Below are 13,755 nucleotides of genomic sequence, written 5' to 3'. Positions count from 1 at the left end.
GGCAGAGTTTTGAGCTCACCATTGATACTGTGCCGCGATGCTGACCTCATCCCAGGCCGGTTTTCGCCGGCTGCTGCCTTTGCTTAGCCCCCACCTGCGGGAACTGCTCTGGGGGGGCTGCTGCATGGCGATTTACGTGGGCAGCTTTCCGCTGCTCGTGCAGCTGGCCGGGGAGTTGTTTCCCGCGCTGGGCTCGGGTGATTTGGCTCGCGTGCTTCCGCTGATCGGGCTGGCGTTGCTGATCTTTGCTGTTCAGAAGATCGCCCAGTTCGGTCAGGACTCGCTTCTTGCCGGCCCTGCATTGCTGGTGAGCCAGGACTTACGGCGTGATCTGTTCCGCCGCCTGCAGACCGTGGAGCTGGGGGCACTGGAGAAGCTCTCGGCCGGTGATCTCACCTACCGCTTCACCGAAGACGCCGATCGCGTCAGCGAGGTGCTGTACAAGACCATTCACGACACGGTCCCCAGCGTTCTTCAGCTCGTTGCGGTGCTGGGGATGATGCTCTGGCTCGACTGGAAACTGACGCTGGCCATCCTCCTGCTGGCGCCGGTGATCGTCTGGCTGATCAGCCTGTTTGGTGCTCGCGTGATGGCGGCCACTGAACGCAGTCAGAAAAAGGTGAGCGAACTGGCCGGTTTGCTGGGTGAGGCCATCGAAGGTTTGCCCCTGGTGCGTGCTTTTGCCGCCGAACCCTGGCTGCAGGACCGTTTTGAGACGGAAATCGATCAACACCGGCAGGCCCGCCACCGCACCTACAGCCTTGTGGCGCTCCAGCATCCGGTGGTTGGCACCATCGAGGTGGTGGGTCTGTTTGCCGTGCTGGCTCTCGGAGCCTGGCGAATCCAGAGCGGTGATCTGAGTATTGCCGGACTGAGCAGTTACCTGACAGGGCTGATCGTGCTGATCGATCCCATTGCCCACGTCACCAACAACTTCAACGAATTTCAGCAGGGTCAGGCGTCGCTGCGACGTCTGCGGGAGATCGAGCGCGAGCCTCAGGAGGCTGCGGATCCAGCTGAGGCGCAAGCCATCGGTGTACTTCAGGGTGATCTGGTCTTTGACCAGGTGAGCTTTGGCTATGATCCAGCCCAGCAGGTGTTGCGTCAGCTGAATCTGCGGGTGGATGCGGGCCAGGTGCTGGCCATCGTTGGCCCCTCCGGTGCGGGTAAAAGCACCCTGCTGTCGCTTCTGCTCCGGTTCAACACGGCGCAACAGGGCGAGATCCGTCTCGACGGCACCGACATCAGCTTGATGCGCGCTCGCGAGCTGCGTCAGCAGGTGGCCCTGGTTCCGCAGCGCACCACCGTATTTTCCGGAACCATTGCCGAAGCGATTCGGTTTGGCCGTCGTGCGACGGACGACGAGGTGCGCGATGCGGCACGGTTGGCCAATGCGGATGATTTCATCCGTGCCTTGCCCCAGGGGTATGACACCCAGCTCGAGGAACGGGGAACCAACGTTTCCGGTGGCCAACTGCAGCGGATCGCCATTGCACGGGCGGTGCTTGGCAATCCAGCGCTGTTGCTGCTGGATGAAGCCACCAGTGCCCTTGATGCCGAAGCCGAGGCGGCGGTGCAACTCGGACTGAAGCAGGCGATGAAGGGGCGAACCGTGTTGGTGATCGCCCATCGTCTGGCGACGGTGCAGGAGGCCGATCGCATTGTGGTTCTTGAAAAGGGAGCCGTGGTCGATCGAGGAACCCACGACGAGTTGATGCAGCGTGGTGGGCGTTACCGCGAATTGTGCGAACGGCAGTTCATTCGAGATCGGCAGAAGTCCTGAAGCCCTCTACGATCTGGCCGCCGGTACACCGCCATCCCGGCGATGAACGATGACTGATTCCGCAGCCAACAACCCCGTCTTGACCTTTGAAGGCAAGCGCTACGACCTCAACACCCTTCCTGATGAGCTCAAGGAGCTTGTGCGTGGCATGCAGGTTGCCGATGCTCAACTGCGGATGCACGAAGACACCCTCAAGGTTCTGGCGGTGGGTCGTCAGAGCTTGGCGACTCAGCTCAATGAAAGGCTCAAGTCCGTGACTCCGTTGCCCGATCAGGGTTGATTGACTGCCAACAAAAAAGGGGGGCTGTAAGCCCCCCTTTTTATTGCTCGTCGTTCTGCTCAGTCGCTGAAGCTGTAGGCCTTGGTGAGTTTGAACACGGTTCCGGAGAGCAGGATCAGGGCCACGAGGTTCGGGAGGGCCATCAGGCCATTGAGCGTGTCGGCAATCGACCAGATCACACCGCGGTCGCCGGCGACAGCACCAATCACGACCACAGCCACCCAAGTCAGACGGAAGGGCAGCACGGCGGAATCACCGAAGAGATAGGTGGTGCAGCGTTCGCCGTAGAAGCTCCAGCCGAGAATGGTGGTGAAGGCGAAGACCACCAATCCCAGGGTGACCACCACGCCGCTGCCGGCGATGCCGGTGTTGAAGGCCGCGATGGAGAGGTCTGCGCCGCTGAGCTTGTCGCCGGCTGCATCGAGGATCAGATTGGCTTTGGTGGTGATGATCACCAGGGCAGTCATCGTGCAGATGATCAGGGTGTCGATGAAGGTGCCCAGCATGGCCACCGTGCCCTGGCGAACGGGATCATCGGTTTTGGCAGCCGCATGGGCGATCGGAGCGCTGCCCAGGCCCGCTTCATTGGAGAAGATGCCCCGCTTGAAGCCCATCAGCACCACCTGACCGAGGGCCCCACCGGCTGCAGCTTGACCGGAGAAGGCGTTGGAGAAAATCGTGGCGAATGCTTCAGGCACGCTGTTCAGATTGGCCAGCAACACCAGAAGGCATGAAGCGATGTAGAGGATCGACATCAACGGAACAATGGCGGAGGCCGCCTGGGCAATGCGTTTGATGCCCCCGATCACGACAGCGAAAACCAGGGCCGCCAAAACGACTCCGGTCGCCAGCCTCGGGATGCCGATCAGGCTCAAGGCAGACGACACCTCAAAGGCCTGCACTCCATTGCCGATGCCGAAGCCCGCCAACATTCCGAAGAGGGCAAACAGGCCCGCCATCCAGCTCCAGCCGCTGCCGAGTCCGTTGCGGATGTAGTACATCGGCCCACCCACGTGGTTTCCGTCTCCATCGGTTTCGCGGAACTGAACCGCGAGCACCGCTTCGGCGTACTTGGTTGCGATGCCGAAGATCGCGATGATCCACATCCAAAAGACGGCACCAGGTCCACCAACGGCGATGGCTCCCGCCACACCGGCAATGTTTCCCGTGCCGATCGTGGCCGACAACGAGGTCATCAGCGCTTGGAAGGGGGTGATCTCCCCTTCCGTTTGTGATGCAGCCGGCCGCAGCATCATCGAGATGCCATAGCCCAGCCGTTGCAGCGGCATGAACCGCAGGCCCACCATCAGAAGAATGCCCGTCGCGGCAATCAAAAGAACGGTGGGCCATCCCCAGACGATGCTGTTGATCGGGCCATTGATGGCCTGAATGGTCGACTCGACTCCGCCCATGCCTTTCAACAGGTTTGGGCGGATGGTCTCATAGCCGGCTTGCACCGGCAATCAACTCAGAGCGATTCGAGATCTTCAAAACGGAAGGTCTGGCTTCCGGCGGGGGTATCGCCATGGGCTTCGGTGGTCACGACCCGCTCGGTCAGCACCCAGGGACCATCTCCAGGAAGAGCAGCAAAGCTGTCTTTGAAGCTGCTGCGACCGCCCCGGGCTTCTCCCGTTGCCGGGTCGGCGTACTGACTGGTGTAGGTGTGGCTGAGGTAGCCCGCACCCGTGTCGGTGACATCGGTCGTGTAGATCGTCACGACGGTGCCGTGGATGTGGCGGTGAACCATGGTCACCACGTCATCTTTGATGCGGTATTTGTCCCCGGCTCCCTTGCCGCCGACGAGCACTTCGGTTCCCACTTCGTTGGTGTCACCGGCGGTGAAGGTGTTCTCACCGTGGGTCTGCTCGAAGCTGCGACGCACGCGATGGATCGCGACTTCCCAGAGCTGGGAATTCACCGCCTTGAGGATCTCTTCGTTTTCAATGCCGTCCACCTTGGCTTTGAGATCGGCACCGATCTCAAAGGTGCCCTCGACCCGTTGATCGCCCTGCTGCCAGATGCAGCGGCCGCGATAGCCGGAGAATCCAGGCGCCCAGGTGTAGCGGTTCTCGTAGGCGCGACGGAAGTCATCACGCAGGTCGCTTCCAGGCTTGACGGGAACGGAGGCTGTCACAGCGTTGAGGTGGCTTCCGCAACCCTACCGGTGGCCTAACGCTGCATGGCGTGCACGTCCTGCAGGGCATGGATGCTGAGCCTCGGCTCTTGCTGGAGCGCCGAGATCGCCTCCACAGCTGCCCGTGCTCCCGCGAGGGTCGTCACCGTTGGAACGGCGTAATCGAGCGCTGCCCGACGCAGGTACTTGTCGTCATGGGCGGCTTGGCGGCCAATCGGCGTGTTGATCACCAACTGCACCTGATTGGAGCGGATTTGATCCTCGATGTTGGGGCGCCCCTCGTGCACCTTGAGCACCGATTGCACCTTCAATCCCGCGTTGGCGAGCGCTTGAGCCGTGCCTGATGTGGCCGTCACATCGAACCCGAGTTCGATCAGCCGAGCGGCGATGGGCACCAGCGCCTGTTTGTCGCGGTCGTGGGTGGAGAGGAACACCGTCCCCTGGGTGGGCAGCGCTTCTCCAGCGCCGAGCTCAGCCTTGGCATAGGCCATGCCGAAACTGTCGGCGGATCCCATCACCTCTCCCGTGGAGCGCATTTCCGGCCCCAGCACCGTGTCGGCCCCCGGGAAGCGCCGGAACGGCAGCACCGCCTCCTTGATCGACTGAAGCGGCGGCTTCGGCTCGCTGGTCATGCCGATGTCGGCCAGGGTTTCGCCCGCCATCAGTCGGGTTGCCAGGCGAGCAAGGGGTTGACCTGTGGCCTTGGCAACGAAGGGGACCGTCCTGGAGGCGCGGGGGTTGGCTTCGATGATGTAGACGACTTCCGAACCATCGGTGTTGCGCTGTACAGCGAACTGGAGGTTGATCAGACCCCGCACCTCGAGGGTTTGCGCCAGGGAGCGACTCCACTCACGAATCGTGTTCAGTGCCGCCTCGCCGAGGGAAACCGAAGGCAAGCAGCAGGCTGAATCGCCGGAATGGATTCCCGCCGGTTCGATGTGCTCCATCAGACCACCCACGATCACAGCACCGGTGTGATCGCAGAGGGCATCCACGTCCACCTCAACAGCGTTTTCGAGGTACTGGTCAATCAGCACCGGATGGTCGGGCTCCACCTGCACGGCTTCGCGCATGTAGCGGTTGAGTTCCTCTTCGTCGAACACCACTTCCATGGCCCGTCCGCCCAGGACGTAAGAGGGACGTACGACGACCGGGTAGCCCACTCGTGTGGCCACGGCCCGTGCTTCCTCTTCGCTGCGTGCCAAGCCGTTGCGGGGTTGGCGGATATTCAGATCGCGGAGGATGGCTTCGAACTGCTCGCGGTCTTCGGCCCGGTCGATCGATTCAGGGGAGGTGCCCCAGATGCTGGTGCCCGTGGCGCGCCCCTCATCGCTGTCCAGCCAGCGCAGCAGAGGAATGGCGAGTTTCAGAGGCGTTTGTCCACCGAATTGGACCACCACGCCATCGGGACGCTCCGCTTCGATCACATTGAGAACGTCCTCCAGGGTGAGCGGTTCGAAGTAGAGGCTGTCGCTGGTGTCGTAATCAGTGGACACCGTTTCCGGATTGCTGTTCACCATCACCGTGGTGATCCCTTGATCCTGCCCGGCAAAGGAGGCATGGCAGCAGCAGTAGTCGAATTCGATGCCCTGCCCAATTCGGTTGGGTCCACCGCCGAGGATCATCATCTTGCGGCCGTCCTCACGACGACTCACCTCGGATGAAGCGGGAAGGGGCTTGAGGGATCCGTCGGCCTGCAGGGTCTGCAAGGGACGCTCGTAGGTCGAGTAGTGATAAGGAGTGGAGGAAGCGAACTCCGCTGCGCAGGTGTCGACGGTTTTGAAGACGGCCCGAACATCGAGCTGATGGCGCCGCTGACGCACCGACAATTCGTCGCTTTTGGTGTGCCAGGCGATCTGTCGGTCTGAAAAACCCAGCTGCTTGGCCTCAAACAAGCTGTCGGCATCCAGCTGATCCAGGCTTTTGCCCTTGATCAGCCTGACCTCCGCCTCAATGATCCGCCGCAGTTTGGCCAGGAACCAGGGGTCAATCCTGCTGATCCGATGAATCTCCTCATCGCTGCGTCCGCGCACCATCGCCGTTCGCACACTGAGGATGCGCTCCGGAGAGGGGGTCCTCAGCTGACGATCCAGCTCAGCATCCGTGAGTTCCGGTTCCTCCCGGTCGCCTCCCCAGCCCGAGAATCCGGTTTCCAGGGAACGCATTGCTTTCTGGAACGACTCTTCGAAACAACGGCCGATGGCCATCGCTTCGCCCACCGATTTCATTGAGGTGGTGAGCACCGCCGGACTGCCTCGGAATTTTTCGAAGGCGAAGCGTGGAATTTTGGTGACGACGTAATCGATCGTCGGTTCGAAGCAGGCAGGCGTCTTGCCGGTGATGTCGTTGAGGATTTCGTCGAGGGTGTAACCGACGGCGAGGCGAGCGGCGATCTTGGCGATCGGGAAGCCGGTGGCCTTGCTGGCCAATGCCGACGATCGGCTCACCCTGGGATTCATCTCGATCACCACGACGTCGCCGTTGTCGGGATTGATCGCGAACTGGATGTTGCTGCCGCCCGTCGCGACACCGATCTCCCGAATGATGGCGATCGATTGGTCGCGCAACCGCTGGTATTCCCGGTCCGTGAGGGTCTGGGCTGGAGCCACCGTGATCGAATCCCCGGTGTGCACCCCCATGGGGTCGAGGTTTTCGATGCTGCAGACGATCACGACGTTGTCCGCCAGATCACGCATCACCTCAAGCTCGAATTCCTTCCAGCCCAGAAGCGATTGCTCGATCAGAATCTGAGATACCGGACTCGCTTCAAGCCCGCTCTTGCAGATTGCTGCGTATTCCTCGGGGTTGTAGGCAATGCCCCCGCCACTTCCCCCCAGCGTGAAGGCGGGCCGGATGATCCGGGGGAAGCTTCCAATCGCGGCCCCGACGGCTTCAGCTTCTTCTTGAGATGAGGCGATGCCCGAAGGGCAGACCTTCACCCCGATGCGCTCCATGGCCTGCTTGAACAGCAGACGGTCTTCCGCCTTCTGGATCGCTTTGAGATCGGCACCGATCAACTCAACGCCAAAGCGATCGAGGGTGCCGTTTTCCGCCAGGGTGACCGCCAGGTTGAGGGCGGTCTGCCCCCCCATGGTCGGCAGCAGAGCATCCGGGCGCTCCTGCTCGATCACCCGTGTCACCACGTCCGGCGTGAGCGGCTCGATGTAGGTGCGATCGGCCATTTCCGGGTCGGTCATGATCGACGCCGGATTGGAGTTGATCAGGATGACTTCATATCCCTCGGCTCTGAGGGCCTTGCAGGCCTGGGTTCCGGAGTAATCGAACTCACAGGCCTGGCCGATCACGATCGGACCAGATCCCAGCAGGAGAATGCGACGCAGATCAGACCGCCTCGGCATGGGAAATCGTCCTTGGCCAAACAGATCAAGCCTCTCACGCGGCCTCGCCCCAACTGGGGGACTTGGCCTCGCTACGGTGAAGGGAGATCAGCACCAGAGTTGCAATGAGTGAGCTCCAGCGCCTGAAGGGGCTGCTGCCACCGGAAATGCAGAGCTGGGTGTTTGTGGAATCAGCTGCTGCAGTTGATCCTCCATTGATCACCCTTGAGGAAATCGGCCGGGATGAAGTGGAGATCCAGGTGGATCTCGACGAATGGGATGCCTTGGCGTTGGATCACCGCAATTTGCTGTTTTGGCATGAAGTTGGTCGGATCCAGAACGACACAATTCCCCGGGACGGTTGGGAGATGGCTGCTCTGGCCATCGGCCTCGGAGGTGCCATCGGTGAATTGTGGGTTCAGGACGGCCTGCTGCTGTTGATGGCCCTGGGCCTGTCCGGTTTTGCGGGGTATCGTCTTTATCTGAAGAACAATTCCGAAAAACGCCTGCAGGACGCCATCAGTGCAGACGAGCGCGCGATCGATCTGGCCTGCCGATTTGGTTACAGCGTGCCGAATGCCTATCGCAGTCTTGGGGGCGCGTTGAAGGAGCTGGTCGAAAAGACCCGTAAGAAGCGCCGCCGCAGCTACTACGAAGACCGGCTTGAGGCGCTGCGCAAGAGTGCCAGTAAGGCCAGAGCTGAAATGGCCCAACAGGAGGGCTCACGCAGCTCCGTTACCAGCGAGAACGTTTATGGATAGCGAAAAGCTTGCTGAACTGGTGGCCGATGCCTGCGATGACCGCAAGGCCACCGACATCCGTCTGATTCGTGTGGATGAGGTGTCCAGCCTGGCGGATTGGATGGTGATCGCAGGCGGTCAGTCCGACGTTCAGGTGCGTGCCATTGCCCGGTCGGTTGAAGACCGCCTGGAAACTGAGGCAGACCTGCTCCCCTTGCGCAAGGAAGGGCTGAATGAGGGGCGCTGGGCGCTTCTTGATTACGGCGATGTGATCGTTCACGTGCTGATGCCCGATGAGCGCGGCTACTACGACCTTGAGGCGTTCTGGAGTCACGGCGAAAGCAGAACCTTCTTACCGTCGGTGAAGTAGCCGCTTGATCCATGCCAGAAGCGGTGTCCTGCCCGGTTCCACCGGAGCAGCGGCCTCTTGAGGAGTTTCAACAGCTCTGCGAGTCGTGGTTCTTCTCCTGGCCAGCGGGTCAGGAACCTCGCCTGAGCCAACGCCTAGCAGGCTTCTGGCTGCTGATGTTGCCGGTGTGCATCCTGATCGCCAGTGGGAGTTGGACCCTGAAGCAGGATCCGCCCCGGCTCCTGGCCGCAGCCGCTGTGGCCGCTCTTGTGCTTCCCCTGCTGTTGCTGGTGCGGCAATGGCTGGGCTGGACCTACGTCATGCAGCGGCTTCTGCGTGAGTCCGTCGACTACGAGGAATCCGGCTGGTACGACGGGCAGACCTGGGAAAAGCCTCTGTCTTGGCGGGAACGCGACCTGCTGGTGGCCCGGCATGAGGTTCGTCCGATCCTGGGTCGTCTGGGACGGGCCATGGCCACCTCAGCGGGTTTGATGCTGGCCGGTGCCAGTCTCTGTCAGGCTCTCTGAACCAATCGGGGTTCCGATGACTTTGCCCTCGGGCTTCAGCCCTGCAGCCCGGTCCGGGTCAGCCCCCCTTGAGGTCTGCTTGCGGCGCGGATCGATCACGGAATCGGTGCACCGTGTTCATGCCGTGGTCTGTGATGGCCGAGGACGGGTGTTGATGTCGGCAGGAAATCCAGGCATGGAAAGCTTCATTCGTTCGGCTCTGAAGCCCTTTCAGGCCCTGCCGTTTCTCAGCAGTGGCACCGCTGACCAGCTGGATGTTGATGAACGGGGCATCGCCATCAGCTGCGCGTCCCATGCGGGCACCAATGCTCACGCCCGGGAAGCCTTTCGGTTGCTCTGGAAAGCGGAGTTGGATAGCGCATCACTTCAATGCCCTGTGCCGAATGGGGCTGACAGTCCGCTTCAGCACAATTGTTCCGGCAAGCACGCTGCCTTCCTGGCCACCAGCCGAAAGATGGGCTGGCCGATCGAGACCTATCTCCAGCAGGACCACCCTCTCCAGGTCGAAGTGAACCGCAGGGTCGCTGAACTGATCGGCTTGCCTGCTGAGGAATTGGTTGCCGAGCGGGATGACTGTGGCGCTCCCACCCTGGTGTTGCAGTTGGCTCAGATGGCCTTGCTCTATGCCCACCTCGGTGCCTCACAACATGCCGAACTCGAGCAGATCAGTCGGGCGATGCTGAGTCACCCCGACCTTGTGGCTGGTGAGGGTCGTTTCGACACCGAGCTGATGCGGCGCAGCCACGGTCAGGTCTTGAGCAAGGGCGGTGCAGAGGGCATTCAATGCCTCAGCCGCGTGGGTGAAGGTCTTGGAGTAGCCATTAAGGTGGAAGACGGCTCCCGTCGTGCCAAGCAAGCGGTTGCACTGCATCTCTTGCGTCAACTCGAGTGGCTCACACCCATGGGGCTAGACGAGCTCGATGAGCAGGTGCTGGTCGTGAACCCGAGCGTCAAGCTCAGCGTGTCCGGTGCCTTGCAGTCGTGACTTTGCTGTCACCTGCGACACCGACATGTATGATTTTTGGGTCGTCGCGGGGTAGAGCAGTCTGGTAGCTCGTCGGGCTCATAACCCGAAGGTCGGGAGTTCAAATCTCCCCCCCGCCACCAACTCTGATTGAATCAATAATCTCCCTTTCGGGAGATTTTTTTTTGTCTGTCGTACCTCCATGAGCAGTCGCTCCATGAACTGCGATGGCCCCTGGGACGCCATTGTTGTTGGCTCGGGAGCGAGTGGCGGCGTGGCCGCCATGACCCTGGCTGAAGCAGGAGCTCGGGTGCTTGTGGTGGAGGCAGGACCTGACCTCAACAGCACGCAAGCCTTCGGGGCTGAACCGGGAAATCTGCTGCGTCGGATCGTGGGCCTGACCAGCGGCAGCCATCGCCAGCAGTCCCAGCATCCCGGCTACTGGAAAGCCAACCCTCGTCTGTATGCCGACGAGCGTCTGCATCCCTATGAGCACCCGGCGGATCAGCCGTTTCTGTGGACGCGAGGCCTGCAGGTTGGCGGCCGCAGCCTCACCTGGGGTGGCATCACCCTGCGTCTCTCGGATGAGGATCTGGCCGGAGTGGATGTGGAGGGTGAACAGGTCCGTTGGCCGTTGCGCAGCGGTGAGCTGACACCGCACTACGCCGAACTGGAGCGCTGGCTGGGCGTTCGTGGTGGGCGCGATGGTTTGCAGCATCTGCCGGACGGTGAAACGCAACCGGCTCTGGCGGCGACGCCGGCGGAACAGCGTTTTGCTGATGCTGTGCGGCAACGGTTGGGCTATCCCGTGATCCCCTCGAGGGGGTTTGGTCCGGCGCCGCAGGGAGAAGATCCCGCCTGGCCCCGCTCCAGCAGTCGCGGCAGCAGCCTTCCTCGCGCCATGGCCACAGGACGCACCCAGCTGCTCTCTGCTCATCTGGTGGAGCATCTCTTGATGGATGCCGGCGGAGACAGAGCCATTGGTGTGGTTGCCGTTGACCAATCCAATGGCAACCGCAGGGAGTTGAAGGCGGATCTCGTGGTCTTGGCCGCTTCCACGATTCAGACCGTCTCCATCCTGTTGCGCTCCCGTCGTGGTGAACAGAGCAACGGTTTGGACGACCCTTCAGGACGACTGGGCACACGCTTGATGGACCATGTCTCCACATCGCAGTTTTTTGCCTTCCCCGAGCCTGTTCAGGGGGAACAGCCCATGCTCACGGGCGCTGGAAGTTTTTTCGTTCCGTTTGGCCGACACCTGCCATCGGCTGATTTTCAGGGCGGCTATGGCCTCTGGGGTGGCATTGGACGGTTTGATCCGCCGCGATGGTTACGTCGTCGCCCTTCAAGCATCACCGGGTTTCTGATTGGTCATGGCGAAGTTCTTCCCAGGGCTGACAACAGGGTGACCCTGAGTGAGCGCACGGATCGCTGGGGTGTGCGTGTTCCCTCGATTGCCTGCCGTTGGAGCAGCAATGAACTGGCCATGGTCAGGCACATGCGTACCTCGATCCAGGCCTGCATCGCTGCCGCCGGAGGTGAAGCCAAATCGATCAAAGACCTCTTTCACCTCCCCTTGGTTGAACCTTTCCTGGAGGGTGCTGTTGCTCTGTCTGAAGGCGCAGCCCCCCCTGGGTACTACATCCATGAGGTGGGAGGGGCTGCGATGGGGAGAAGCGAGACCAGCAGCGTCGTTGATTCCTCCAACCGTCTTTGGCGTGCTCCCAACGTTCTTGTGGTGGATGGCGCCTGTTGGCCGACGTCGGCCTGGCAGAGCCCAACGCTGACGATGATGGCCTTGAGCCGTCGGGCCTGCCTGCTGGCCCTCAGTGGTCGGGGCGGATGAACAGATCGTCGAGATAGCGCTCGGTCACGGCGCGGTCGTCACAGCCGTTCTGAAACAGGAAGTGGGCAAGAGCAGAACTCATCACGCGGTATTGGTCCCAGTTGGGGTGCTCACCGATGAAATCCTTCATGCCTCGATAGAGCACCTCGGGGATTTCCGTCTCAAGGCTCACGTAGCTGGCTTTTGAAGCAGTTCCGCGCTCCGTGGTTCCCATTTCATGGCATCGCTCGAGGTGATTTCGATCCATTCCGTCCAGCTTGTCCCTGTTCAACGCCCACCAAGAAAGCCACACAACCGGCGCTTGCGTCAAAGCCGTCGCCATTTGTTGAATTGCGGGTGAGACGAGATGAGACAGCAGTCTGTGACTGGGTTTGGGAGTACGGGAAGTGACGAGGCGCGGTTGCTCTAGGCCGAATAGACGGTCTGTCAACCCGGTGGTGCGATTCCCTCGGAAATTCACAGGTTGACCGTCACAGCCGGCGAGCCAACTTCAGCCTGTGGAAAACGACGTTTTTTTGTGTGGAAAAAGGGGGTGAACCCTGGCGAAGCAATTTCGATAAGAAAACCTGATCTTTACTTCGTCGCTGCTGTCGCTTTCGAGAACCGTGTCATTGGCGACAAGCCATCAGCAGGTTCTCTTTGGATCCATGGAATCAATCTTTAGGCGCACCGTTGTTGCGCTTCAGCGTGGTAGGGCCCAGGGGATGGTCGGCGTGGGGATAAGTGGGGTGATGGTGGCCATGGCTGTGGTCTGAGCCATGGCTGTGGTCTGAGCCATGGCTGTGGTCTGAGCCATGGCTGTGATTTGAAGAGTGGCTGTGGTCATGGGCAATCGGGATGCCGTCGGGTTGGCAGGCACCCGTGCACTCCAGTTCGCAAAGCGTGCAGCTTTCCGCAAGGCCTTCCACATGGTGGTGGTGGCTTTCCTGGGCGCGTCCCACGTCCTGTTCGAAGCCCAGCACCTGGGCGCGGTACTTGCAGAGCGAGCAGTTCATGGCGGTGTCCCCCCGCAGCACCTCCTCGACCCGTTCCTTGAAGGTGTCCACCACGAGTGTGTGGTCGCCCAGATAGCCCGCAGAGAGAAACTCCACCTCGGGGTGATCGGCAGCCACAAGCTGGGTGTGTTGGCGGATTCGGCTCACCAGAACCCCTGAAAAGAGGAAATAGGGCACCACCACCACCCGGCGGAAGCCCAGTTTTACGGCGTGACGCAGCCCCGGTTCCACCAGGGGGAAGGTCACACCGGAATACACCGTTTCTCCCCAGCCGAAACCAAATCCCTCCACCAACAGCCGGGTCACCTTGGCCACGTTGGAGTTGGCGTCTGGATCCGAGGAGCCTCGACCCACCACCACCAAGAGAGTTTCGGCCAGGGGAACGTCGTGCTCAGCGGCATTCAGGCACTCCTGAACGCGAGCCCCGGCGGCCGACACCATCAACCGGTCCACCCCCAGCTCCCGGCCGTAATCGATCGGTAACCCCGTTTCGGCCGTGTACGTGTTCAGAACGGAGGGGATGTCGTTCTTGGCATGCCCCGCTGCGAAAAGCATGGCGGGAATGGCCAGCACCTTGGTGACGCCTTTCTCGCGGAGCGCTTCAAGACCATCCCGAAGGATGGGGCGGGCAAATTCCAGGTAGCCGTGTTCCACCGGCATCGGGGCCAGCCGAGGCCGCAGGGCGTCCACCATCTGGGCGAACTCTTCAACGGCCAGTCGGTTGCGACTCCCGTGGCCGCAGATCAGAACGCCAAGACGCTCGTTGCTGGTTTCCGCGTGCTGTTCGGCCAAAAGGTCG

At 61.3% G+C, this 13,755-nt stretch carries 12 protein-coding genes and 1 tRNA gene; 8 read left to right on the top strand and 5 right to left on the bottom strand.

All coding sequences use genetic code 11. The annotated features are described in order from the left end of the window. Positions 1–37: 37 nt before the first annotated feature. Together SynM161_RS08015 and SynM161_RS08010 are read left to right on the top strand one after the other, a co-directional pair. A complete protein-coding gene (locus tag SynM161_RS08015) occupies positions 38–1,783 on the top strand; it encodes an ABC transporter ATP-binding protein (protein ID WP_186540781.1) in 1,746 nt (581 codons plus the stop codon). 49 nt (positions 1,784–1,832) lie between these two features. After that, positions 1,833–2,063, top strand: coding sequence for a DUF6447 family protein (locus SynM161_RS08010; protein ID WP_114987892.1), 231 nt, complete (start codon positions 1,833–1,835; stop codon positions 2,061–2,063). 59 nt (positions 2,064–2,122) lie between these two features. On the opposite strand, the gene SynM161_RS08005 is transcribed toward SynM161_RS08010, so the two are convergent. From SynM161_RS08005 to carB, 3 genes are read right to left on the bottom strand one after another with little or no spacing between them, the layout of a single operon-like run. After that, positions 2,123–3,475: a sodium:alanine symporter family protein gene (locus tag SynM161_RS08005; RefSeq protein WP_186540779.1), complete on the bottom strand. Its 1,353-nt coding sequence runs from the start codon at positions 3,473–3,475 to the stop codon at positions 2,123–2,125. 56 nt (positions 3,476–3,531) lie between these two features. Further along, a complete protein-coding gene (locus SynM161_RS08000) occupies positions 3,532–4,197 on the bottom strand; it encodes a DUF3386 domain-containing protein (RefSeq protein ID WP_186510211.1) in 666 nt (221 codons plus the stop codon). A gap of 35 nt (positions 4,198–4,232) precedes the next feature. Beyond that, positions 4,233–7,556: a carbamoyl-phosphate synthase large subunit gene (carB, locus tag SynM161_RS07995; RefSeq protein WP_186540777.1), complete on the bottom strand. Its 3,324-nt coding sequence runs from the start codon at positions 7,554–7,556 to the stop codon at positions 4,233–4,235. Positions 7,557–7,660: 104 nt separating this feature from the next. Here carB and SynM161_RS07990 point away from each other — a divergent pair, with 104 nt between their 5' ends. The 6 genes from SynM161_RS07990 (at position 7,661) to SynM161_RS07965 (ending at position 11,961) form a co-directional block, all read left to right on the top strand. After that, positions 7,661–8,296, top strand: a complete 636-nt coding sequence (locus SynM161_RS07990) for a DUF3318 domain-containing protein (protein ID WP_011364772.1) — start codon at positions 7,661–7,663, stop codon at positions 8,294–8,296. Continuing rightward, positions 8,289–8,645, top strand: a complete 357-nt coding sequence (gene rsfS, locus SynM161_RS07985) for a ribosome silencing factor (RefSeq protein ID WP_038554011.1) — start codon at positions 8,289–8,291, stop codon at positions 8,643–8,645. Before SynM161_RS07990 ends, rsfS begins: the two co-directional genes overlap by 8 nt. Before the next feature lie 11 nt (positions 8,646–8,656). After that, on the top strand, positions 8,657–9,151 hold the full coding sequence (locus SynM161_RS07980; RefSeq protein WP_186540770.1) for a CGLD27 family protein: 495 nt from the start codon (positions 8,657–8,659) through the stop codon (positions 9,149–9,151). A 16-nt stretch (positions 9,152–9,167) separates the two neighbouring features. Continuing rightward, on the top strand, positions 9,168–10,136 hold the full coding sequence (locus SynM161_RS07975; RefSeq protein ID WP_115081785.1) for an asparaginase: 969 nt from the start codon (positions 9,168–9,170) through the stop codon (positions 10,134–10,136). A gap of 45 nt (positions 10,137–10,181) precedes the next feature. Next, positions 10,182–10,258: transfer RNA gene (locus tag SynM161_RS07970), tRNA-Met, on the top strand. A 59-nt stretch (positions 10,259–10,317) separates the two neighbouring features. Next, complete coding sequence (locus SynM161_RS07965) at positions 10,318–11,961, top strand: GMC oxidoreductase (protein ID WP_186540769.1); 1,644 nt, start codon at positions 10,318–10,320, stop codon at positions 11,959–11,961. Here the strand turns inward: SynM161_RS07965 and SynM161_RS07960 are convergent. Both SynM161_RS07960 and SynM161_RS07955 read right to left on the bottom strand, forming a co-directional pair. After that, the gene (locus SynM161_RS07960) at positions 11,942–12,208 is read right to left on the bottom strand and encodes a DUF2811 domain-containing protein (RefSeq protein ID WP_115161778.1); all 267 of its coding nucleotides are present in this window, start codon (positions 12,206–12,208) and stop codon (positions 11,942–11,944) included. The two genes, SynM161_RS07965 and SynM161_RS07960, sit on opposite strands and share 20 nt — an antisense overlap. A gap of 406 nt (positions 12,209–12,614) precedes the next feature. Next, on the bottom strand, positions 12,615–13,748 hold the full coding sequence (locus tag SynM161_RS07955) for a sirohydrochlorin chelatase (RefSeq protein WP_186540768.1): 1,134 nt from the start codon (positions 13,746–13,748) through the stop codon (positions 12,615–12,617). Positions 13,749–13,755 lie beyond the last annotated feature (7 nt).

The organism is Synechococcus sp. M16.1 (assembly GCF_014279895.1).
Classification (GTDB): domain Bacteria; phylum Cyanobacteriota; class Cyanobacteriia; order PCC-6307; family Cyanobiaceae; genus Parasynechococcus.
Note: the sequence above shows the minus strand (reverse complement) of the source record. Positions and strands in the feature narration are given on the sequence as shown.

Bases quoted from the DNA above. Each gene is read 5' to 3' on its own strand.
- SynM161_RS08015 (WP_186540781.1), top strand. From the start codon at position 38: ATGCTGACCTCATCCCAGGCCGGTTTTCGCCGGCTGCTGCCTTTGCTT.
- SynM161_RS08010 (WP_114987892.1), top strand. From the start codon at position 1,833: ATGACTGATTCCGCAGCCAACAACCCCGTCTTGACCTTTGAAGGCAAG.
- SynM161_RS08005 (WP_186540779.1), bottom strand. From the start codon at position 3,475: ATGGGCGGAGTCGAGTCGACCATTCAGGCCATCAATGGCCCGATCAAC.
- carB (WP_186540777.1), bottom strand. From the start codon at position 7,556: ATGCCGAGGCGGTCTGATCTGCGTCGCATTCTCCTGCTGGGATCTGGT.
- SynM161_RS07990 (WP_011364772.1), top strand. From the start codon at position 7,661: ATGAGTGAGCTCCAGCGCCTGAAGGGGCTGCTGCCACCGGAAATGCAG.
- rsfS (WP_038554011.1), top strand. From the start codon at position 8,289: ATGGATAGCGAAAAGCTTGCTGAACTGGTGGCCGATGCCTGCGATGAC.
- SynM161_RS07980 (WP_186540770.1), top strand. From the start codon at position 8,657: ATGCCAGAAGCGGTGTCCTGCCCGGTTCCACCGGAGCAGCGGCCTCTT.
- SynM161_RS07975 (WP_115081785.1), top strand. From the start codon at position 9,168: ATGACTTTGCCCTCGGGCTTCAGCCCTGCAGCCCGGTCCGGGTCAGCC.
- SynM161_RS07965 (WP_186540769.1), top strand. From the start codon at position 10,318: ATGAGCAGTCGCTCCATGAACTGCGATGGCCCCTGGGACGCCATTGTT.
- SynM161_RS07960 (WP_115161778.1), bottom strand. From the start codon at position 12,208: ATGGATCGAAATCACCTCGAGCGATGCCATGAAATGGGAACCACGGAG.